Origin of the sequence: Microbacterium sp. DWRC1-3 (genome assembly GCF_049896645.1) — a bacterium.
GTDB lineage: Bacteria > Actinomycetota > Actinomycetes > Actinomycetales > Microbacteriaceae > Microbacterium > Microbacterium maritypicum.
This window is the reverse complement of sequence record NZ_JAFCUS010000002.1, coordinates 520881-540217: the sequence shown is the minus strand read 5'-3', so window position 1 is coordinate 540217 and position 19337 is coordinate 520881. Positions and strand designations below refer to the sequence as shown.

Genomic DNA, 19337 nt, shown 5'->3' with positions numbered 1-19337 from the left:
CTGTCGCAGATATCTGCGGCAGGGGGTCTCGTCGATCTCGGATCAGAGCACGCGCGAAAGGAAGTCCTTCGTGCGCGGGTGCTGCGGGTTGCCGAGAACCTCGCGCGGGTCGCCTTCCTCGACGATGTGTCCACCGTCCATGAAGATCAGGCGAGACCCGACCTCGCGCGCGAAGCCCATCTCGTGCGTGACGACGAGCATCGTCATCCCCTCATCGGCGAGCGAGCGCATGACCTGCAGCACCTCGCCGACCAGTTCGGGGTCGAGCGCCGATGTCGGCTCGTCGAACAGCATCATGTCGGGGTTCATGCACAGCGCACGCGCGATCGCCACACGCTGCTGCTGTCCTCCCGACAGATGCCCGGGGTAGGCATCGGCCTTCTCCGCCAGCCCGACGCGGGCGAGCATCTCCTTCGCGACCCTCGCCGCCTCAGCCTTCGAGCGCTTCTTCACGCGCTGCTGCGCGATCGTGAGGTTCCCCATCACATCGAGGTGCGGGAAGAGGTTGAAGCTCTGGAACACCATGCCGATGCGGGTGCGCACCCGGTCGATGTCGACGTCGGGGTCGGTGATGTCGATCCCCTCGATCAGCACCTTGCCGCCGGTCGGCTCCTCGAGCAGGTTCACCGACCGCAGCAGCGTCGACTTTCCCGAGCCCGAGGGTCCGATCACGCACACGACCTCGCCCTTGGTGACGGTGAGGTCGATGCCCTTGAGCACCTCGTTGTCGCCGAACGACTTCACGAGCCCCTGCACATCGATCGCGGGGGCGTGGACATCAATCAGATCGGTGATCATCGCTGCTTCGCCATCCGTCGTTCGAGCCACGCGCTGAAGCGCGTGAGCGGGATCGTCACGATCAGGTACAGGATCGCCGCCATGATCAGCGGCGTCGCGTTGGTGTTCTGCGTCGATGCATCACGGGCGAAGTTCGTCAGCTCCTTCGACCAGATGAAGGAACCCGCCACGAACAGCAGCGATGTGTCCTTCAGCAGCAGCACGAACTCGTTGGTCAGGGGCGGGATGATGATCCGGAACCCCTGCGGCACGATGATCCAGAACGTCGTCTTCATGGGCGACATGCCGAGCGAGCGCGCGGCCTCGGTCTGCCCCTTGGGAACGGCCTGGATACCGGCACGGATCGTCTCGGCCATGTACGCCGAAGCGACGAGGATGAGACCGATGAGTCCGAGCACCACCGGCCCACCGAGCTTCGTGCCGGGGACGCCCAGTGCGATCGGCAGGATGAAGGCGATGCCGAAGATCGTGAGGATCGCGGGAAGCCCGCGGAACAACTCGATCCACACCGTCGCGATCCACCGGAACGGCGCGATGGTCGACAGCTTCATCAGCGCCAGCACGACGCCGAGCAGCAGGCCGCCGGCGAAGGCCACGGCCGTGAACCACAGCGTGTTGACCAGGGCGGTCGTGATGATCCCGGGGAACATCTTCGCCGCGACCTCAGGATTGAAGAACAGCGGCCCGATCTTCGCCCAGTCGGTGCTCACGATCGCCCAGACGGCGATCGCGAGCAGCACGACGTAGACCGAGTACCGATACAGCTTGCTCTTGGTGGTACGCCTCAACGCCATCGTCGAGGTCCTCCCGTTCTACCGACGCCGCCGGTCACTTGGCCGCGAGGTACTTGTCGTAGATCTTCTGGTAGCCGCCGTCGTCCTGGAGCTCCTTGAGCGCCTTGTTGACGGCATCGCGCAGCTCGTCCTTCTCTCCCTTGGCGAAGGCGAAGCCGTACGACTCGTCGGTCGGGTACGTCTCGACGATCTTGTAGTCGGGGTCATCCTGCTCGTGCACGTAGTTGACGGGCTGGTCCTGCAGGATCGCGTCGATCTGACCCGCCTGCATGGCCGGCCACAGCTCACCGTCCGAGGGATACTGCACGAGCTGCGCGCCCGGAGCGTTCTCGCCCGCGTAGGTCTCGCCGGTCGTGCCCTGCTGCACACCGACGTTCTTGCCGTCGAGGTCGTCGATCGACTTGATGTCCGAGTCGGTACGCACGAGAAGCGACTGCAGCGAGTCGACGTACGGGTCGGAGAAGTCGAGGTTGGCCTTGCGCTCGTCGGTGATCGTCATCGCGGAGGCACCGATGTCGCACGTGCCGGCAGCAAGCGTGGTGCCCGACTGCAGGGCGTCGAAACCCACGTCCTGCACGGAGAGCTTCAGGTCGATCTTCTCGGCGATCGCGCTGAGCAGATCGATGTCGAATCCGGAATAGCCGGTCTCGCTGGACGGGTCCTCGACCTCGAACGGCGGGTAGGGGACATCTGAGCACACGGTGAGCGTTCCGGCCTCGACGAGACCGTACTTGTCGTCGGCGGCGGGAGCGTCACTGCTGCCCGCGTCGGATGATCCGGTGGCGCAGCCGGCGAGCGCGAGGGTGGCCGTCGCCACGAGGGCGAGACCGGCGATGAGGTTGCGACGAGGCATGTCGGCTCCTGTGAGTCGAGGGCACGAAGGCCCGCTGACGGATAGGAGTTCATCTAAACATGCGGCTCGTCGCGTGACCAATGACATCGGCATAGACGCGCATTACGTTTGTGTTGCAAGTACGCCCCGGTCACGCGAAGAAACCGAATTCCGGGGCCGGCGCGACGCGGTCTCAGACCTCGAAGTCGACGGCGACGCGAGACGCGACCACGGTGCGGATGTACGCGGCCACCTCGGCGTGGGCGGGGTGCACCTGGTACTCCTCGATCGCCGCGATCGACGCGAAGTCCGCGACGAGCGTGACGTCCCAGTTCGCTTCCGGGTAGGCGACGTTCGCTCCCGCGGAGATGGAGAGGAGCTGCGGAACGACGCCGTCGAGGGCGTTCAGACGGCGAGCGACCTCAGCCGCCTGCGCACCGCGCTCTGCGACGTCTTCGGCGGCGAGCTTCCAGGTCACGACATGGCGGATGGTCACAGAGATTCCTTCGTTCCGGTCAGCGCGTCTGCGCGAAGAGAGTCCTCGAGCGCTTCGCGCAGCCGATCGGGCGCCACCCGCCAATGCGCGTGCAGCTCGCCGTCGATGAGCACGACCGGGATCTTCTCCCACCACAGCTCGTACAGCGCGGGGTCGTCCTGGATGGAGGCCTCGACGATCTCGATCTGCTCGGCCGCGGCATCGGGCAGCTCGGCGACGACGGCATCGATGACGTCGGAGGCGACGTCGCAGAGGTGACAGTCGGGCTTGCCGATCAGGGTCAGCGTGGTCACGCCGACGGCACCTCGACCTGGCGCCCCTGGGCGATCCACTCGCCGGTCCCGCCTTCGACGTTCGTGGCGTCGTAGCCGCGCGACTCCAGCGCCTCGACCACACGCGCCGACCGCCCACCCGCCTGGCAGATGACGTCGAACGCCTCCGCGGGGAGCTCTTCCAGCCGGTTGCCGATCTCGGACATCGGGATGTTGACGGCCCCGGGCACGTGGCCTGCGGCGAACTCGTCCACCTCCCGCACATCGATGAGCGGGATACCGGTGCGCTCGGCGAGCTCGGTGACGGTGATCGACTTCATGACATCCTCTCGGCGGGACGGAGATGCGGCCGGAGACACAAAGCGCCCGTCCGAAGACAGGCGCTCGTGTCTGGTCGCTTACTTCTTGTTGCGACGCTGGTGGCGAGTCTTACGAAGCAGCTTGCGGTGCTTCTTCTTCGCCATGCGCTTGCGGCGCTTCTTGATGACAGAACCCACGGAAACCTCACTAAGTCAGTGGCTGGGTGTCGCCGAAATCGGACACCCGGGTACGGGCACGGAAAATGCCTCGGGTCAGTCTAGCAAACCCGAAGGCATGGGCTGTCACGCATCCTTCGCCCGGGGCGACGGAGTTCGAGACAGCCGGCGACGTCAGCCGACGTCGGCGATCGGGCGCTGCAGCGCGTCGGCTACGGCAGACTCGGGCACGCGATAGCTGCGCCCGAAACGGACGGCCGGCAGCTCGCCCGCGTGAACGAGCCGATACACGGTCATCTTGGACACGCGCATCAGCTCCGCGACCTCAGCAACCGTGAGGAATCGGACGTCAGGAACTTCGGGCATCCCACGTACCCCTTTCTCGATGAGCACACTCTATGGGGTAGCTGGGACGCGTGTAAACCTCTGTGGCTCGTGTGATCAGTGGGACGACACCGCCGACGAGCGCGCTCCGCCGGGCAGCCGTCCCAGCACAGACATAGACGTTCTGCGGCATTCGCTCATCCCGCACTGCGATCGTGATCTCAGGGCTCGCGCCGGCACCGCCGAGTCCGCCCCGGGTGTGGGGACCCGCACCTCGCCCCTGACGACAAGCCCCCCTGTCGTCAGGGGCGAGTCGTTGCGGGTCTGCGCCAGCTGACGGGGAGGTCGCGCATCACGAGGGCACTGTCGATCTGCGCAGCCCCTCGCGGAAGCCCGTCGAAGAACGACGACCCGACCTCGTTCACGCGCCCCGCCTCCGCGACCCACCGCGTCGTCGACAGCTCCACCGCCTCCGCTCCTCTGCCGTCCCGCCGCGGCGACCAGCCGATCGAGCCCGCACGGTAGAACTGCGAGGCGTCGTCGACCGTCGGGAAGAGCGTGCTCTCCCATCCGTCGGTCACCTCGACGTCAGCGAACACGCTCGCGTCGGACGCCTCCATCCCGACCCGGAATCTGGCACCGGTCTCCTCGATCACGAACCGTGCGCGCCGCTGGATTCCCGGGAAGAACCTGCCGCCCCCGACGACCGGCACGATGTCGGAGGAGTGCCGTTCGATGACGTACACGCCCGTGTGCGTCGCCCCGCCCTCGTCCCACTCGACCGCGAATCGGTGCGCGGCGTTCTCCGTGGAGATGCCCCAGCGCGGACGCACCCAGCCGGGACGCAACTCCGTCAGCGCGATCAGGCACACTCCCCCGACGGCGCTCCCGTCGACGAGTTGGGGTCGAAAGGGGGCAGGGATGATCCCGCCCGCGACCGCGGGATCGACCCGATAGGTCAGCAGCAGACGGCGCCGCATCCGGCCACGGAGAGTGCGCAGGAGAAGGTTCATGCCTTCAATTTAACAGCTTCGCTAAATAGCTACAAGCCTTCGGCGAGAGAGGGGCCGGCCACTCGGCCGTCAGGCTCCGAGCCGCTTGAGGGCGTTGGCGACGACGTGCTTCGCGGATGCCGCCGCACGTCCGACGACCTCGGCCGCATGGGTGGCGCTTTCGTTGAGCGGGATGCCCGGGTAGACGATGTCGGGAGCACCGTCGCCGAAAGCGTCGACCAGGAACGGCACCAGCCAGTCGTCCACGGCCTCGAGCGGCTCGACCGCGAGACTGTAGAAGCGGCGCTGGCCGTCTTCGCGCACGGTGACGAGCTCGGCGTCGCGCAGCACCTTCAGGTGCTTGGACACGGTGGGCTGGCTGATACCCAGATCGGCGACGATCTGGCTGACGCTCGTGCCCGCCTCTCCTTCGGTCGTGCGCCGCAGCAGGAGCTGGAGGATGTCTCGCCTCGTACCGTCTGCGATCACGTCGAAGATGTCCGTCATGAGTTCAGGGTAGTCGTCCCCGGCACGGAGTACCATGACGAAGGCTCGGCGACAGGCGCCGTGCGGCCGCTGTGCGCGGCCGAAGGAGAAACCACAGGGGGCAGCGATGTCGGGCATCGTTTCGGCGTCGTCCCCGCGGCAGAGCCTCAAGAGCGCGGCCGGTTGGGTCAAGCACCTCGTCACCTCTTCGCCGTCACGCTTCGCGATCGTCATCTTCGCGCTGCTGATCCTGGTCTTCACCGTGCTGCTCTCCCTGCCGATCGCCTCCGCGAGCGGAACCGTGACGCCGCTGAGCGATGCCCTCTTCACCGCCGTCTCCACCATCTGCGTCACCGGACTCGCAACCGTCGACATGGCCAACTACTGGTCGCCGTTCGGTCATGTCGTGGTGTTCCTCGGCGTGAACATCGGCGCACTGGGTGTCCTCACCCTCGCCTCGCTCATGGGCATGCTGATCTCGAAGCGCCTCGGCCTGCGCGCCAAGCTGATGGCCGCCGGCGACACCAATCCGATGCGGGCGCACGGCGGCGTGGTCAACGAGAGCCAGACCGTGCGGCTCGGCGAGGTCGGCCAGCTGCTGACCACGGTCGCCGTGTCAGCGCTGATCATCGAGGCCTCGCTCGCGATACTCCTCTACCCCGCGCTCGTGATGGCCGAGGTCGACCCGATCGCGGCACTCTGGGAGGCCCCCTACTTCGCGGCGATGGCGTTCACGAACACCGGGTTCGCGCCGAACGACGGCGGCGTCGCCGTGTTCGCCGACGACTACCTCGTGCTCTCGCTCCTCATGGTGGGCGTCTTCCTCGGCAGCATCGGCTTCCCCGTCATCTACACCCTCGCCAAGCACGTCTGGCATGTGAAGCGCTGGTCGCTGCACACCAAGCTCACGCTCGTCACCACCATCCTGCTGTTCATCCTGGGTGCCGCCGTGTTCGTGGTCCTCGAGTTCAACAACCCCAAGACGTTCGGGTCGATGGATGCCACCGACACCACGTTTCAGGCCTTCTTCCTCTCGGCGATGACCCGCTCCGGCGGCTTCAACGTGATCGAGATGGACGATCTGAACGGCTCATCCCTGCTCGCCGCGAGCATGCTGATGTTCGTCGGCGGCGGCTCCGCCTCGACCGCCGGCGGCATCAAGGTGACCACTCTCGCGGTGCTGGCGATCGCCGTGTGGTCCGAGGCCAAGGGGCGCCAGTCGGTCGAGGCCTTCGGTCGTCGCATCCCGAGCGATGTGCAGCGCGTCGCCCTCAGCGTCGTCGCATGGGGCGCGACCATCGTCGCCCTGTCGACGATCGTGATCGCCCAGATCACCAAGGCGGACATCAGCCATGTCCTGTTCGATGTCATCTCGGCGTTCGGCACTGTGGGGCTGTCGACAGGGCTCACCGCTGAGCTCCCCGATTCGGCGTCGTACGTCATGGCCGCGACCATCTTCATGGGCCGCGTTGGTACAGTGACTCTCGCCGCGGCAGTCGCCGCGACATCACGAACGCAGTACTACTCACTGCCCGTGGAAAGGCCGATCGTTGGTTGAAGTCCTCCGGGGCGACGCTCCCGTCCTCGTCATCGGCCTCGGCCGGTTCGGCGCCGCCTGCGCCGGAGAGCTCGACCGCCTCGACCGCGAGGTGCTCGCGATCGACGACAACCTCGAGCTCGTGCAGAAGTGGTCCGAGCGCGTCACGCACACCGTGCAGGCCGATGCGAAGAACATCGATGCCCTCCGGCAGATCGGCGCACAGGACTTCCAGGTCGCCGTCGTCGCGGTGGGTTCCTCGATCGAGGCATCGGTGCTGATCACGGCCAACCTCGTCGATCTGAAGGTGCCGCAGATCTGGGCCAAGGCCGTCTCGCAGTCGCACGGCAAGATTCTCGCCCGCGTCGGCGCCAACCACGTCATCTATCCCGAGCGCGAGGCCGGCGAGCGCGTGGCGCACCTCGTGAGCGGACGGATGCTCGACTTCATCCGCTTCGACGACGACTTCGTCCTCGCCAAGATGTACCCGCCGAAGTTCATCCGCGGTGTCGGTCTGAACGAGTCGGGCGTGCGCTCGAAGTACAAGGTCACCGTCGTGGGCGTGAAGAGCCCCGGCAAGCCGTTCCGCTATGCCGAGGCGAACACGATCGTCACGAACCACGACCTCATCATCGTCTCGGGCACCAACAGCGACATCGAGCGCTTCGCCGGCCTCGATCGCTGACGCCGTCCCGGCTTCGTTTCCCGGCTCCCCCTCGCGGCGGATGTGCGGGGCCTCACAGCCGTGGTGGGATGGGAGTCATGACCGACCCCACAGCGGCCCCTCCCGTCCTCGCCCTTCGCGGGCTTCGCAAGCAGTTCGGGCAGAAGGTCGCCGTCGACGGTCTCTCCCTCGATGTGCCCGCCGGATCCATGCTCGGCCTGCTCGGCCCGAACGGCGCCGGCAAGACCACGACGCTCGCGATGGCCACGGGCCTGCTGCGTCCGGATGCGGGAACCGCCTGGGTGCTCGGTGCGGACGTGTGGCAGAACCCCGCAGAGGCGAAAGCGCGCATGGGTGTGCTCCCCGACGGCATCCGCATGCTCGACCGGCTGACCGGCGCGGAGCTGCTGCGTTACACCGGGCTGCTGCGCGGAATGGCCGAGACGGAGGTCGTCTCGCGGACCGGTGATCTCCTCGATGCGCTGGGGCTCGCCGATGCGCGGGACACGCTCGTCGTCGACTACTCCGCCGGCATGCGCAAGAAGATCGGGCTCGCCTGCGCGCTGATCCACGCACCTCGACTGCTCATCCTCGACGAGCCGCTGGAGGCGGTCGACCCGGTATCGGGCGAGACGATCCGTCAGATCCTGCGCTCCTTCGTCGACGGCGGCGGCACGGTCGTGCTGTCCAGCCACGTGATGGAGCTCGTCGAGTCGATGTGCGACAGGGTCGCCATCGTCGCCGAAGGACGCCTGCTCGCGCACGGCCCGCTCGACGAGGTGCGCGCCGGCCTCTCGCTGCAGCAGCGATTCCTCACGCTCGTGGGGGCGCACGACCTCGGGACGGAGACGCTCGCATGGTTGCGCTCCTCGTAAGCCTGCGCTGGCGGCAGCTGCGTCATCAGCTGTCCCGCAACCCCTGGATGATCGTCACCCTCATCATCACCGGGATGATCGCCCTCGGCCTCCTGGCCGTTCTCACCGCCGGGCTCGTCGCTCTGCGATTCGCGGCGCCGGAGGGTGCCGTCACCGCCCTCGTGCTCACCGGGTCCGCGATCGTCATCGGATGGTGGATCGGCTCGATCCTGGTCAGCGCCGACGACTCACTCGCTCCCGAGCGCTTCGCGTTGCTGCCCGTGACCGCGCCCGCACTGCTGCCGGGATTCGTGATCGCAGGGGCCACGACCATCGGTGGCATCGGCACCACGGTCGCACTGCTGCTGATGCTGGTGGGCTGGTCGGTGAGCCTGCCGGCACTGTTCATCGCCCTCCTCATGATCCCCGTGGCCGTCGTCACCTGTGTGCTCGGTGCGCGCGTGGTGAGCGGCCTGCTCGCCGGCTGGCTCGCGCGTCGCAGCACGCGTGATCTGGTGCTGACTCTCGGTGTACTGCTCGCCGCCTCGTCCGGGCTGATCCTCAACCTCGGGATCGGTGCGCTCACCACGGTGACCGACGTCGGCGGAGCCTTCTCCATGGTCGCGGACATCGTCGGATGGACACCGGTCGGTGCCGTGTTCGGGGTTTCCGCATCGGCCGCGCAGGGCGACGTCGTCACCGCGGCGCTTCGCCTGGCGATCGCCCTCGCGACTGTGTTCGTCCTGTGGTTCGCGTCGCAGCGACTTCTGGCCGCGCGTCTCGTCTCGCCGATCCAGAGCAGCGGTGGCGGACGGGTGCGCTCCGGTGGCCTGCTCGATCGGATGCTGCCGGCGAACTCGACGGGTGCGGTCGCTGCACGATCTCTGCGCTACTTCCGCCGCGATCCGCGACAGCTCGTCAACATCGTGATGCTCCTGCTGCTGCCGGCGATCTTCATCGGTATCGCCCTCATGAACGGTCTGCAGGAGGAGGCGATCGGCTTCGCGCCCGCGATCACCCTGATCCCCGCGATCAACGCCCTGCTCACCGGAACGATCGTGCAGATGGCGATCGCCTACGACAACGACGCCGTCGCCATGCACATCCTCACCGGAGTCACCGGGGCCGCCGACCGCGCGGGGCGCCTGCTCGGCTTCGGACTGATCGCGGTACCGGTCACGGTCGCGCTGTGCGTGGCGACCTGCCTGCTCGCAGGACGGCCGGACCTGCTGCCCGGCAGCCTCGGTGCGTCGCTCGGCCTCACGGCGATCGCCGCCGGCGCCGGAGCGTGGGTGGGCAGTTTCCTCCCCGGGCGGGCACCGGCCCCGGAGGCGAACCCCTTCGGCCGCGGATCCTCCGGCGGGGTGCAGTCGCTGCTCGCGATGATCATCATCGGCCCGATCACGCTCGTGCTCGGTGCACCGGCGCTCGGATTCGCCATCGCAGCGATCTGGAATCCCGGGCTGGGGTGGATCAGCCTCGCCTGCGGCATCGTCTTCGGCGGTCTGGCGCTCTGGGGCGGAACCGTGCTCGGCGGGAAGATCCTGGATCGTCGCTGGCCCGAGGTGCTCGCCGACGTGTCCAGCGAGAGCTGACCGCGGCGGACCGGGTCAGGCGTCGATGTCGAGCACGATCTCGATCACGTCGTCCACTCCGAGACCCTCGCGGTCCTGGAGCGCCTTCTTGATCGGCACGATGTACCCGCCGTCCTTCGGCCAGAGCGCCGTGGTCACCGTGCTGGCCCCGACCGTCACAGATGCCGGGATCATGCCCCATCCGTAGGTCACGACGGAGGCGACCTCGTGGATCATCTCGCTCTCGACGGGCGGCACGGTGACGAAGTGGAACGGCGCGGGACCGCGCCAGTACCAGATCGCACCCTCGATCCGCAGTCGCATGGCTCAGGCTCCGGCGGCGAGCTCCCTGGCCCGTGCGAGTGCGGCGTCCGCAGCCTGGGCGAAAGTGCGATCGAGGTGCGCGTCCTGCAGCACGGCGATCGCCCGTTCGGTCGTTCCCTTCGGGCTCGTGACGCGACGGCGCAACTCTGCCGGTTCCTCCCCCGAGGCATCGAGCAGGGCTGTCGCCCCGATGAACGTCTGCTCGACCATGAGCCGCGCATCCGCATCGGCGAATCCCATGCCGACGGCGGCCTTCGTGAACTCCTCGATCAGCAGGTAGACGTAGGCGGGCCCTGAGCCCGAGATCGTCGACAACGCATCGATCTGAGACTCCGGCACCTCGACGACAGCCCCGACGGTCTCGAAGAGGCGGCGGACGAGAGCGAGATCCTCGGCCGGGACCGCAGCGCCGGCGGCGAGACCGGTGACGCCCTTGCGCACGGTCGACGGAGTGTTGGGCATCGAGCGGATGACTCGGGCTTCAGGACCGAGCACATCGGCGAAGGTCTGCAACGTGACGCCGGCGGCGACACTGACCACGATCGCGTCGGCGGCGAGGTGCGGGGCGATCTCGCGCAACAGATCGGGCACCATCGCCGGCTTCACGCCGACCAGCACGATCCGCGCTCCTGCGGCTGCCTCGACGTTGCCCTCGGGACGCTCGGCGAGGGCGACGCTCGTGACGCCGTCGAGGTCGGCGAACGCCTCCGCCTTCTCCGCAGTGCGGTTCGTCGCGGTGATCCCGCCGTCGATCCGGATGCCCGAGGCGACCACTCCGCGCAGGATCGCACCGCCCATCGAGCCGGCACCGAGGAAAGCGAGGGAAGGAAGCGAGTCAGCCATGTCGTCATCCTACGGCGGGCACTCCGACATCCTCAGGCGGGCGGTTCTAGACTCATCCCATGAGTGCATCCGGAGGCAACAAGGCCATCGTCGCGGCGTTCCTGGCGAACATGGGCATCGCCCTCGCGAAGTTCATCGCCTGGGCTCTCTCCGGATCCGCCTCGATGCTCGCCGAGGCCATCCACTCCGTCGCCGACTCGGGCAACCAGCTGCTGCTGATGCTGGGCGGACGCAAGGCCCGGCGCGAGGCCGACCGTGCGCACCCGTTCGGCTACGGCCGGGAGCGCTACGTGTACGCCTTCGTCGTCTCGATCATCCTCTTCTCGGTGGGTGGCCTCTTCGCGATCTACGAGGGCGTCGAGAAGCTCACGAACCCGCACGAGCTCGACAAGACATGGTGGTGGCTGCCGCTCGTGGTGCTCGTCGTCGCCATCGGACTCGAGTCGTTCTCGCTGCGCACCGCCATGCGCGAGAGCAACCTCGTGCGCGAGAAGGGCCAGTCGTGGGTGTCGTTCGTGCGCCGCTCCAAGGCACCGGAGCTTCCCGTCGTGCTGCTGGAAGACGTGGGCGCACTCACCGGCCTCACGTTCGCGCTGCTCGGCGTCGGCCTCACCCTCATCACCGGCAACCCGATGTTCGACGCGCTCGGCACCGTCATGATCGGTGTGCTGCTGGTGCTGATCGCGATCGTGCTGGGCGTGGAGACGAAGAGCCTCCTGGTCGGAGAAGGCGCCACCCAGGCCGACCACGACCGCATCGTGGACGCGATCAACGCGGGCGATGAGATCGAGAAGATCATCCACATGAAGACCCTCTACCTCGGCCCCGACGAGCTGATGGTCGCGGCGAAGATCGCCCTCAACGCCGACAAGCCGCTGCGCGAGGCCGCCGACGACATCGATGCGATCGAGGCGCGGATCCGCGAGGCCGTGCCGGTGGCACGGATCGTCTACATCGAGCCGGACGTCTACCGCCCCGCGATCGACCCCGAGCCCTCGACCGACGTCTTCGTGCTCAAGTCCTCGGACTGAGCGCGGGAGCGCTCAGCGCCGCTGCTCGAAGAACGAGCGCAGGAGCGCGGTCGCCGCATCGGCCGCGACACCGCCGATGACCTCGGCACGGTAGGGCAGCCGCCGGTCGCGCAACACGTCGTACATCGAGCCCGCCGCGCCCGCCTTGTCGTCCCAGGCACCGAAAACCACGCGACCGATACGGGCCTGCAGGACCGCCCCGGCACACATGACGCACGGTTCGAGAGTCACCACGAGCGTGTGCCCCTCGAGATTCCAGGAGCCGACCACTGCCGCGGCACGTCGGAGCGCTTCGATCTCGGCGTGACCCGTCGGATCGTGGGTCTCCTCGCGGGTGTTGCGACCCTCGGCGATGATCCGCCCGTCGGGGTCGAGGACCACCGCGCCGACGGGGATCTCCGAGGCCGCCGCAGCCTCGGCCGCGAGCACGAGGGCGCGCGCCATCGCGAGGTCGTCGGCAGCGGTCATGCGTCGAGCCTACGACAGCCGCCGAGCGCGGCCGGAGCACCCGATGTCGTGCCTGGCCCCGCAGCGCATTACCCTGTATCCATGCGTGTTCACGTGGCCGACCACCCTCTCATCACCCACAAGCTCTCGGTGCTGCGCGACGCGCGCACGCCGTCGCCGGTCTTCCGGCAGCTCACAGAGGAGCTCGTCACGCTGCTCGCGTACGAGGCGACTCGCAACGTGAAGGTCAGCCCGATCGAGATCACCACACCGGTGACGACCACGATGGGTGTGAAGATCTCGGAGCCCCGCCCGATCGTGGTGCCGATCCTGCGCGCCGGTCTCGGCATGCTCGAAGGCCTCGTGAAGCTGCTCCCGACGGCCGAAGTCGGCTTCCTCGGCATGGTGCGCGACGAGACGACGTTCGAGCCGACGACCTATGCCGAGCGCCTGCCCGACGATCTGAGCGATCGCCAGTGCTTCGCGATCGACCCGATGCTGGCTACCGGTGGCTCGCTCGCCGCGGCGATCCAGTTCCTGTTCGACCGCGGCGCGAAGGACGTGACCGCGATCTGCCTGCTCGGAACCCCCGAGGGCGTCGCCGCGATCGAGGCCATGGCGGGCGACCGCGACGTGACTCTCGTGCTCGGCGCACTCGACGAGCGCCTCGACGAGAAGGGCTACATCGTTCCCGGGCTCGGCGACGCCGGCGACAGGCTCTACGGCACCGTCTGATTCGGCTCTACGCCGCCGGATTCAGGCGGTACGCCCGTTCGTCGCCGTAGTGAGTGAATCCGGCGCGCGCCAGGATGGGCGCCGATGTCGAGATGCGACCCTTCACGAGGGCCGTCTTCGCTCCCCAGGTGGCACTCCGGCGCAGTCGCTCCGCGAGCACCGCACGGTACGCCCCCCGACCGCGGTCCGTCGCAAGCGTGGATGCACCCCAGAGTCGGACGAATCCGTCGTCGATGGTGCACCCTCCGGTGCTGACAGCGCGGTCGCCGATCCGCGCGAGGACCCGGAACCCCTCGCGCGCCTCGAGTGCTGCGGTCACTTCGGCGAACTCGGCCTGCAGACCTTCCGCATCGAGCGGTCGCTGCTGCCACACCGGCACGTTGACGGTGTCCACAGCGCGCACCTGCTCCAGCGTGCGCACGACCTCGACGGTCACATCCGCCGGCACGTCAACGGTTGCACCGTCGAGAGGGCGAGCGAACACCGCCACCGTGTCGATGTGTTCTGCGCCGCGCCGACGCAGTTCCTCCTCGAGGTCAGGGCGGTCGGCGGAGCTCGTCCAGAATGTGAATCGCTGCGCGCCCCACGCTCTCGTCCGCTCCAGCGCATGATCGACCACCTCCGCGGGGCTGAGACTCGATTCCACCTGGGAACCGCGCACCCCGCCGCCGAACCTCTCCGGATCACGCACGAGCAGCAGGTGCTCGCGCACATGCTCGCTGTCGCGGGGGAACCAGACCCATGCGGCCGAGGCGGCCAGGATCTCGTCGACCGTGTGGGCGCTCATCCCGCTGCCCCGACGAGACGGGCGAAGGCGCTGAGGCGAGCCACACCCTCCGGCGTGTACGGCAGATCGTCCAGCAACGCGGGCGAGTGGATCAGGTAGGCGACAACCTGGGCGCGGGAGATCGCCACGTTGAGTCGATTCTGCAACAGCAGGAATTCGGGCCCGCGTGGCGCATCCCGACCGCTCGATGCTGCCAGGGAGGTGATGGAGACGACGGCCTCCTTGCCCTGGAAGTTGTCGACGGTGCCCACCGGGACGTCGGGGAACCCGGCATCGGCGAGCGCATCGAGGACCAGCTGACGCTGCGCGTTGTAAGGGGTGACGACGATGATGTCGGACTGCGTGAGAGGCCGCTTCGAGGCGCCGGGGTCGTTGTCCGTGAAGGTGCGCCCGACCAGGTCGGCGACGAGCCGCACGACCTCCGCGGCCTCTTCGGGAGACTGGGTCGCATTGCCGCGATGACGAAGAGGCATGACGTGAAGGCCCGGGTCGATGCCGTCGAGCGATCGGCGCTCCGTGCCAGGGGCCGAGGCGAGCTGTCCGGCATAGGCGAGCTTCGATACGGGCGCGGCGACGAAGGGATGCATCCGCCACGATCGCGCGAGGAAGTAGCCGTACTCGGGACGCACGACCGGATCGCCGTCCATCACCCAGCCGAGGGCGGATGTGTCCACCGGCTCGGGGTGGGCTCCCTGACTCACCTGCGGCAGCTGCTGCGGATCGCCGAGGAGGAGCAGCCGCTTCGCCCCGGCCGCGACCGCGATCGTCGAGGCGAGCGAGAACTGCCCCGCTTCATCGATCACGAGGAGGTCGAGTCCTGCCCGACCGACGCGCTGGGTGTTGCTGAAATCCCACGCCGTACCGCCGACGACGGCCCCCTCGCCGGCGTGCTCCCCGAGGAACGACGCCATACCGCTCTTGGGGATCACGGTGTAGGGCGGATCCGCATCCGGGTCCTTCGGCGCCTTCGCCACCTGTGCCGGCGAGACGCCGTCGGCGACGACCCTTGCCAGGAGAGTCTCGATGATGGCATGCGACTGCGCGACGACACCCACCTTGAAGCCGTGCTCATTCACCAGGCGTGCGATCACCCGCGATCCTGTATAGGTCTTGCCTGTGCCGGGAGGACCCTGCACGGCGAGATAGCTGCGGTCGAGATCGAGCACACCGCGCACGATGGCATCGACGGTGTCATCACCGGCCTCCGGCAGTGCGCGTCCCGACACCGTGCGTGGCGGGATACGGCGCAGGATGTCGGTCGCGGCGTCTTCTGGGAAACCGGGAGCGGCCAGGTGCACGGCGTCGGCCCACTCGTCGATGGCTCCCTGGAGTGAGACCACACGTGGGGGCGCCGCCGGCGTGAGCGCGAGCGGCAGCTCGTCCCAGGTCTGGCCCTGCACGGCCGTCTCGGTGACGAGGTAGCCGTCGTCGAGCACCTCGGAGACCGTGACCGTGTGCGGTACATGGACCGCACGAGACGGCACCTCGGTGTCGAACGGAGCCGGGACCTCGTAGAGCGCGAACGGCTGAGCCCCCGGGCCGAGCGTCGTGCCGGGTGACACCTCGCCGCGGATCTCGATGTCGCGCGACATCACCCGTCGCCCCTCGCCGATGCTCCACTCCCGACGCACGACCGATGACGGACGGTCGATCCGCACCACGTCTCGCGTGCCGTCCCACATCGTCACCGGTTCGCGCAGCCGCTGGAAGTGCGACACCCAGAAGCTCTTCGCCTCGCGGGGGAAGTAGTCGATGGCCGCAGCGGCGATCCGGTGCACCAACCCGTCGTCGCCGGCCTCGACAGCACGTTCCGCGTCGGCGAGGAGCGCGACCGAGCGGGGCGACGGCTCGTAGATGACCTCGTCGGCGTCGTCGGGCGGTGCGGGCGTCACGCCCTGCTGTCTGGCGATGTCGATGAGCCAGTTGCGCAACCGCCGCGTCGACACGCAGTCGTAGCGGTTGTAGTCGGCGAGGTCGGCCAGAACGGCGTCTGCCTCGGACCTCTCCCCCGCCGCCGCGAGCTCGCGGGCCGCGACGTACTGCACGATGGAGTCGTCGCCCTTCTGCACGTCGCTGGTGCGCACGTCTTCGCCCATGTAGAGCGGTTCGAGCTTCTTGATCGAGTACGAGCGGGACCCGACCCGCACCGTCCGCAGCACCAGCGGGTAGAGGTCGACGAACACCCCCTCGCGCAGCAGCCGGTCGACCTCGCCCTCGCGCACGCCGTGCCGCGCGGCCATGGCTACCAGGTGCGAGGTCTCGTAAGGGGCGTAGTGATAGATGTGCATGCCGGGGTGTGCGAGCCTGCGTGCGTTCACGAAGTCGAGGAAGTCCTCGAGCGCGCGCTTCTCGTCGGCGAACGTGTGCGCCCACAGGGCCGAGTACTGGTCGGCGTTGTCCACCCAGCCGAACAGGTAGTCGATCCCCCAGTGGGCCTCGCCGTCGGGAGCAGGCTCGGTGTACAACGGATCGCCCTCGAAGTCGAAGAAGATGTCGCCGTGACTGGGCAGCGGAAGAGTGTGGATCGCCTGCGCGTAGTGAACGTCGAACGTCGGCACCCCCTCGGCGTCCGCCTGCAACTGCAGACGGGCCTGTGCGCGAAGGGTCTCGAAGGTGTCGGCGTTCATGCCCGCCGGCGCCTCGACGGCCGCAGCCAGTGCGTCGATCGTCTCGATGCCGGAGGTCCGCAACCGGGCCCGCTGCACCGGTCGCATCCGCGCGACCATGAGAAGGTCGCGGTGCGCGAGCACCTGCTCCTCGCAGGTGGCGCAGCGCCCGCAGGCCACGACCTGGAGGTCGCCGCGATCGTCGCCCCACGCCAGCGGAGCGCCCGTCGCACCGTCGGCGATACGCCGATCGGCGATGAGTGCGCGCAGCCGCGCGCGTCGCACCTGGAACAGCGGGAGGAGATCGTCGACGGCGTGCGTGCTGAGCGTGCCGTCGCCGAGGATGAGGTCGACCTCATCGGCACGCGCGATGCCGAGGCGATCGAGCTGGTCGACATATGCCGCGAGCTGCATGAGGGCGGTGACACGCGCCTTGCGCGCCAACTTCGAGTCCTGCACCCGCCAGCGCCCGTCGTCGTCTTTACGGAGGAAATCGGCGAAGCCGACGAACTCCTCGGTTGCGAAAGCGGCCTGGAAGACGACCTGTACGTCTGAGCGCAGCGCGGTCACCGTCTCATCGATCGCCGCGGCCAGTGCTTCGGCGTCGACCGACGAGACCTTCTCGACACGGTGGACGTTCTCGTCACCGAGATCGTCGATGTAGCGGGCGAGCACGTTCTGCTCGTGCACATCGCCGAGCTGCGCCGCGCGCTTCAGCGTGGCGTCTTCCGGTTCTTCGACGGCCGGCACCCGCCCCAGCTTCGCGTCGATCGCCCGACACCATGCGAACTCGCATTCGGCGGCCGCCTTGAGGTCGCTCGCGCTCCAGATGACGCGCTGCGCCTGAGTGTCGATCCGCACGATGCTCCCGTTCTGTCGGATCCTTCGACACTATCCGCGGCATCCGACACGGGCGAACGCGTGCGCCTGTCGAGACGACCGGCGTCAGCGCCACCAGGTGTCGTCGGGAGTCACCGGAAGATGCCGCTTGTGCTGCGTCGCGAGGTACCTCGCCTCGATGCGGCCGGCGACCTCGGGGTCGACGTCGCGCCCTTCGAGGAAGTCGTCGATCTGCTCGTAGGTGAGTCCGAGCTCATCCTCATCGGCGCGCCCCGGTTGACCGTCGAGCAGGTCGGCGGTCGGCACCTTGAACGCCAGCCGATCCGGAGCGTCGAGGAACTGCAGCATCGAGCGCCCCTGCCGCTTGCTGAGCCCGGAGAGCGGGAGGATGTCGGCCGCGCCGTCGCCGAACTTCGTGTAGAAGCCGGTCACAGCCTCGGCGGCGTGGTCCGTGCCGATCACCAGCATCCCGTCATGGCCGGCGAGCGCGTACTGCGTGACCATGCGGACACGCGCCTTGATGTTGCCCCGGTTGAAGTCGCTGATGTCGCTCGTGACCGCGAACTCGATGTCTTCCTCGACACCGTCGACGCCGTTCTGGATGTTGACCTCGACCGAGGAGTCGGGCGCGATGAAGTCGAGGGCGGCCTCGGCGTCTGCGGCATCGTGCTGCACACGGTAAGGCAGGCGCACGGCGAGGAACTTCGCCTCCCCTCCCTCCGCCCGCACCCGCTCGACGGCGAGCTGCGCGAGGCGTCCGGCCAGCGTGGAGTCCTGCCCACCGGAGATCCCGAGCACGTAGCCCTTCGCCCCGGTCGTTCGGAGGTAGTCGACGAGGAATCCGACCCGACGCTCGACCTCGGACTCGGGGTCGATCTCGGGCCTGACGCCGAGGTCTTCAGAGATCTGCTTCTGCAACGACATGTCATCCTCCGTCTTGTCCTCGAATCAGTATCGCCCTTCCGTGTTACACCCGGGTGACGCCGCGGCGTGCGCATGCTCCTGCCAGCGAAGACCTGAGAGAATAGGCCAGTGAAACTGCTGCTCGCTGCCCTCGAATCCGAACTGTCCGCATTCCCTGAGGAGCTCGACGGCTTCGACCGTCTCGTGAGCGGCCCCGGCAAGCTCCAGGCGACCTACGCCCTGACTCGCGCGCTCGACGCCAAGGTCTACGACGAGATCGTGGTCGTGGGCACGGCCGGCGCGATCGATCCCGACCTCGCGGCGACCGTCCACGAAGTCGGCACCGCGTTTCAGCATGACGTGACCGATCTCGACGGCATCTCGGGCCAGCACGTGTCGCTGCCGGCACGTGTCTCGACCGGGCGCGACGGCGTGCTGATCGCCACCGGTGACCACTTCGTCGAGGACGCCGAGGTCACCGCCGTGATCCGTCCCTCGGGCGCGGCCCTGGTCGACATGGAGACCTACGCCTACATCTGGGTCGCCGGACAGTTCGATGTCCCGATCCGCGTGTTCCGCGCGGTGTCCGATCAGGCCGAAGACGGGGCGTTGACGGATTGGCGTGAGGCCGTCGCGCGCTGCAGCGTGCAGTTGCGCGAATTCATCCGCAGCGAGTACGGCGTCTGAGAGCGCGGGGACGCCTGTCCCCGCGTTTCGACTCA

The 19337-nt window shown here is 68.0% G+C and carries 23 protein-coding genes; 7 read left to right on the top strand and 16 right to left on the bottom strand.

The features are described 5' to 3' along the window. Positions 1–42: 42 nt before the first annotated feature. The 10 genes from ACP699_RS15235 to ACP699_RS15190 all read right to left on the bottom strand — a co-directional run bounded on the left by ACP699_RS15235 (position 43) and on the right by ACP699_RS15190 (position 5491). A complete protein-coding gene (locus ACP699_RS15235) occupies positions 43–798 on the bottom strand; it encodes an amino acid ABC transporter ATP-binding protein (RefSeq protein ID WP_017828128.1) in 756 nt (251 codons plus the stop codon). Further along, positions 795–1592, bottom strand: a complete 798-nt coding sequence (locus ACP699_RS15230) for an amino acid ABC transporter permease (protein WP_055870022.1) — start codon at positions 1590–1592, stop codon at positions 795–797. Before ACP699_RS15230 ends, ACP699_RS15235 begins: the two co-directional genes overlap by 4 nt. A 34-nt stretch (positions 1593–1626) precedes the next feature. Continuing rightward, entirely contained in the window at positions 1627–2445 is an 819-nt protein-coding gene (locus tag ACP699_RS15225; RefSeq protein ID WP_017828126.1) for a basic amino acid ABC transporter substrate-binding protein, read from the bottom strand. A 172-nt stretch (positions 2446–2617) separates the two neighbouring features. Continuing rightward, positions 2618–2920: a Dabb family protein gene (locus ACP699_RS15220; protein ID WP_055870019.1), complete on the bottom strand. Its 303-nt coding sequence runs from the start codon at positions 2918–2920 to the stop codon at positions 2618–2620. Then, complete coding sequence (locus ACP699_RS15215; RefSeq protein WP_055870017.1) at positions 2917–3213, bottom strand: glutaredoxin family protein; 297 nt, start codon at positions 3211–3213, stop codon at positions 2917–2919. Before ACP699_RS15215 ends, ACP699_RS15220 begins: the two co-directional genes overlap by 4 nt. After that, entirely contained in the window at positions 3210–3512 is a 303-nt protein-coding gene (locus ACP699_RS15210) for a rhodanese-like domain-containing protein (protein WP_017828123.1), read from the bottom strand. Before ACP699_RS15210 ends, ACP699_RS15215 begins: the two co-directional genes overlap by 4 nt. A gap of 78 nt (positions 3513–3590) precedes the next feature. Then, positions 3591–3689 (bottom strand): 30S ribosomal protein bS22, encoded by a 99-nt coding sequence (locus ACP699_RS15205; RefSeq protein ID WP_003792170.1) that lies wholly within the window; start codon positions 3687–3689, stop codon positions 3591–3593. A 153-nt stretch (positions 3690–3842) separates the two neighbouring features. After that, positions 3843–4034 (bottom strand): helix-turn-helix domain-containing protein, encoded by a 192-nt coding sequence (locus ACP699_RS15200; protein ID WP_017204627.1) that lies wholly within the window; start codon positions 4032–4034, stop codon positions 3843–3845. Positions 4035–4294: 260 nt separating this feature from the next. Then, positions 4295–5005, bottom strand: a complete 711-nt coding sequence (locus ACP699_RS15195; RefSeq protein WP_055870015.1) for a DUF2071 domain-containing protein — start codon at positions 5003–5005, stop codon at positions 4295–4297. A gap of 69 nt (positions 5006–5074) precedes the next feature. Then, positions 5075–5491, bottom strand: a complete 417-nt coding sequence (locus tag ACP699_RS15190) for an ArsR/SmtB family transcription factor (protein ID WP_055871149.1) — start codon at positions 5489–5491, stop codon at positions 5075–5077. Between the two features lie 106 nt (positions 5492–5597). On the opposite strand from ACP699_RS15190, the gene ACP699_RS15185 reads away from it, so the two are divergent. The 4 genes from ACP699_RS15185 to ACP699_RS15170 all read left to right on the top strand — a co-directional run bounded on the left by ACP699_RS15185 (position 5598) and on the right by ACP699_RS15170 (position 10120). Continuing rightward, positions 5598–7028 (top strand): TrkH family potassium uptake protein, encoded by a 1431-nt coding sequence (locus ACP699_RS15185; protein WP_017828120.1) that lies wholly within the window; start codon positions 5598–5600, stop codon positions 7026–7028. Beyond that, on the top strand, positions 7021–7692 hold the full coding sequence (locus tag ACP699_RS15180; protein WP_017828119.1) for a potassium channel family protein: 672 nt from the start codon (positions 7021–7023) through the stop codon (positions 7690–7692). The genes ACP699_RS15185 and ACP699_RS15180 overlap by 8 nt, the downstream gene beginning before the upstream one ends. Positions 7693–7769: 77 nt before the next feature. Further along, a complete protein-coding gene (locus ACP699_RS15175; protein WP_055871145.1) occupies positions 7770–8546 on the top strand; it encodes an ABC transporter ATP-binding protein in 777 nt (258 codons plus the stop codon). Continuing rightward, the gene (locus ACP699_RS15170; RefSeq protein WP_055877099.1) at positions 8528–10120 is read left to right on the top strand and encodes a hypothetical protein; all 1593 of its coding nucleotides are present in this window, start codon (positions 8528–8530) and stop codon (positions 10118–10120) included. Before ACP699_RS15175 ends, ACP699_RS15170 begins: the two co-directional genes overlap by 19 nt. 15 nt (positions 10121–10135) lie before the next feature. Here the strand turns inward: ACP699_RS15170 and ACP699_RS15165 are convergent, their stop codons facing one another. Beyond that, entirely contained in the window at positions 10136–10423 is a 288-nt protein-coding gene (locus ACP699_RS15165) for a DUF1905 domain-containing protein (RefSeq protein WP_288970019.1), read from the bottom strand. A gap of 3 nt (positions 10424–10426) precedes the next feature. Continuing rightward, a complete protein-coding gene (proC, locus tag ACP699_RS15160; RefSeq protein ID WP_400644304.1) occupies positions 10427–11266 on the bottom strand; it encodes a pyrroline-5-carboxylate reductase in 840 nt (279 codons plus the stop codon). Between the two features lie 59 nt (positions 11267–11325). Here proC and ACP699_RS15155 point away from each other — a divergent pair, with 59 nt between their 5' ends. Then, positions 11326–12297 carry a cation diffusion facilitator family transporter gene (locus ACP699_RS15155; RefSeq protein WP_055870002.1) on the top strand — a complete coding sequence of 324 codons (972 nt, stop codon included), beginning with the start codon at positions 11326–11328 and terminating at the stop codon, positions 12295–12297. A gap of 12 nt (positions 12298–12309) precedes the next feature. On the opposite strand, the gene tadA is transcribed toward ACP699_RS15155, so the two are convergent. Continuing rightward, a complete protein-coding gene (gene tadA / locus ACP699_RS15150) occupies positions 12310–12765 on the bottom strand; it encodes a tRNA adenosine(34) deaminase TadA (RefSeq protein WP_055870000.1) in 456 nt (151 codons plus the stop codon). 81 nt (positions 12766–12846) lie between these two features. Between tadA and upp the strand changes: the two genes are divergently transcribed. Further along, complete coding sequence (upp, locus tag ACP699_RS15145) at positions 12847–13479, top strand: uracil phosphoribosyltransferase (RefSeq protein WP_017828113.1); 633 nt, start codon at positions 12847–12849, stop codon at positions 13477–13479. A 7-nt stretch (positions 13480–13486) separates the two neighbouring features. Here the strand turns inward: upp and ACP699_RS15140 are convergent, their stop codons facing one another. The 3 genes from ACP699_RS15140 to nadE form a co-directional block, all read right to left on the bottom strand. Next, the gene (locus ACP699_RS15140) at positions 13487–14266 is read right to left on the bottom strand and encodes a hypothetical protein (protein ID WP_055877096.1); all 780 of its coding nucleotides are present in this window, start codon (positions 14264–14266) and stop codon (positions 13487–13489) included. Further along, positions 14263–17733, bottom strand: a complete 3471-nt coding sequence (locus ACP699_RS15135; RefSeq protein WP_426172099.1) for a TM0106 family RecB-like putative nuclease — start codon at positions 17731–17733, stop codon at positions 14263–14265. Before ACP699_RS15135 ends, ACP699_RS15140 begins: the two co-directional genes overlap by 4 nt. A gap of 84 nt (positions 17734–17817) precedes the next feature. After that, positions 17818–18636: an ammonia-dependent NAD(+) synthetase gene (gene nadE / locus ACP699_RS15130; RefSeq protein WP_017828110.1), complete on the bottom strand. Its 819-nt coding sequence runs from the start codon at positions 18634–18636 to the stop codon at positions 17818–17820. Between the two features lie 108 nt (positions 18637–18744). Between nadE and ACP699_RS15125 the strand changes: the two genes are divergently transcribed. Continuing rightward, positions 18745–19302 carry a nucleoside phosphorylase gene (locus ACP699_RS15125; RefSeq protein ID WP_055869983.1) on the top strand — a complete coding sequence of 186 codons (558 nt, stop codon included), beginning with the start codon at positions 18745–18747 and terminating at the stop codon, positions 19300–19302. The last annotated feature ends 35 nt before the right edge of the window (positions 19303–19337 follow it).

Coding starts and splice junctions, on each gene's coding strand:
- ACP699_RS15235 (WP_017828128.1), bottom strand. CDS start 798: ATGATCACCGATCTGATTGATGTCCACGCCCCCGCGATCGATGTGCAG.
- ACP699_RS15230 (WP_055870022.1), bottom strand. CDS start 1,592: ATGGCGTTGAGGCGTACCACCAAGAGCAAGCTGTATCGGTACTCGGTC.
- ACP699_RS15225 (WP_017828126.1), bottom strand. CDS start 2,445: ATGCCTCGTCGCAACCTCATCGCCGGTCTCGCCCTCGTGGCGACGGCC.
- ACP699_RS15210 (WP_017828123.1), bottom strand. CDS start 3,512: ATGAAGTCGATCACCGTCACCGAGCTCGCCGAGCGCACCGGTATCCCG.
- ACP699_RS15200 (WP_017204627.1), bottom strand. CDS start 4,034: ATGCCCGAAGTTCCTGACGTCCGATTCCTCACGGTTGCTGAGGTCGCG.
- ACP699_RS15195 (WP_055870015.1), bottom strand. CDS start 5,005: ATGAACCTTCTCCTGCGCACTCTCCGTGGCCGGATGCGGCGCCGTCTG.
- ACP699_RS15190 (WP_055871149.1), bottom strand. CDS start 5,491: ATGACGGACATCTTCGACGTGATCGCAGACGGTACGAGGCGAGACATC.
- ACP699_RS15185 (WP_017828120.1), top strand. CDS start 5,598: ATGTCGGGCATCGTTTCGGCGTCGTCCCCGCGGCAGAGCCTCAAGAGC.
- ACP699_RS15175 (WP_055871145.1), top strand. CDS start 7,770: ATGACCGACCCCACAGCGGCCCCTCCCGTCCTCGCCCTTCGCGGGCTT.
- ACP699_RS15170 (WP_055877099.1), top strand. CDS start 8,528: ATGGTTGCGCTCCTCGTAAGCCTGCGCTGGCGGCAGCTGCGTCATCAG.
- ACP699_RS15165 (WP_288970019.1), bottom strand. CDS start 10,423: ATGCGACTGCGGATCGAGGGTGCGATCTGGTACTGGCGCGGTCCCGCG.
- proC (WP_400644304.1), bottom strand. CDS start 11,266: ATGGCTGACTCGCTTCCTTCCCTCGCTTTCCTCGGTGCCGGCTCGATG.
- ACP699_RS15155 (WP_055870002.1), top strand. CDS start 11,326: ATGAGTGCATCCGGAGGCAACAAGGCCATCGTCGCGGCGTTCCTGGCG.
- tadA (WP_055870000.1), bottom strand. CDS start 12,765: ATGACCGCTGCCGACGACCTCGCGATGGCGCGCGCCCTCGTGCTCGCG.
- upp (WP_017828113.1), top strand. CDS start 12,847: ATGCGTGTTCACGTGGCCGACCACCCTCTCATCACCCACAAGCTCTCG.
- ACP699_RS15140 (WP_055877096.1), bottom strand. CDS start 14,266: ATGAGCGCCCACACGGTCGACGAGATCCTGGCCGCCTCGGCCGCATGG.
- nadE (WP_017828110.1), bottom strand. CDS start 18,636: ATGTCGTTGCAGAAGCAGATCTCTGAAGACCTCGGCGTCAGGCCCGAG.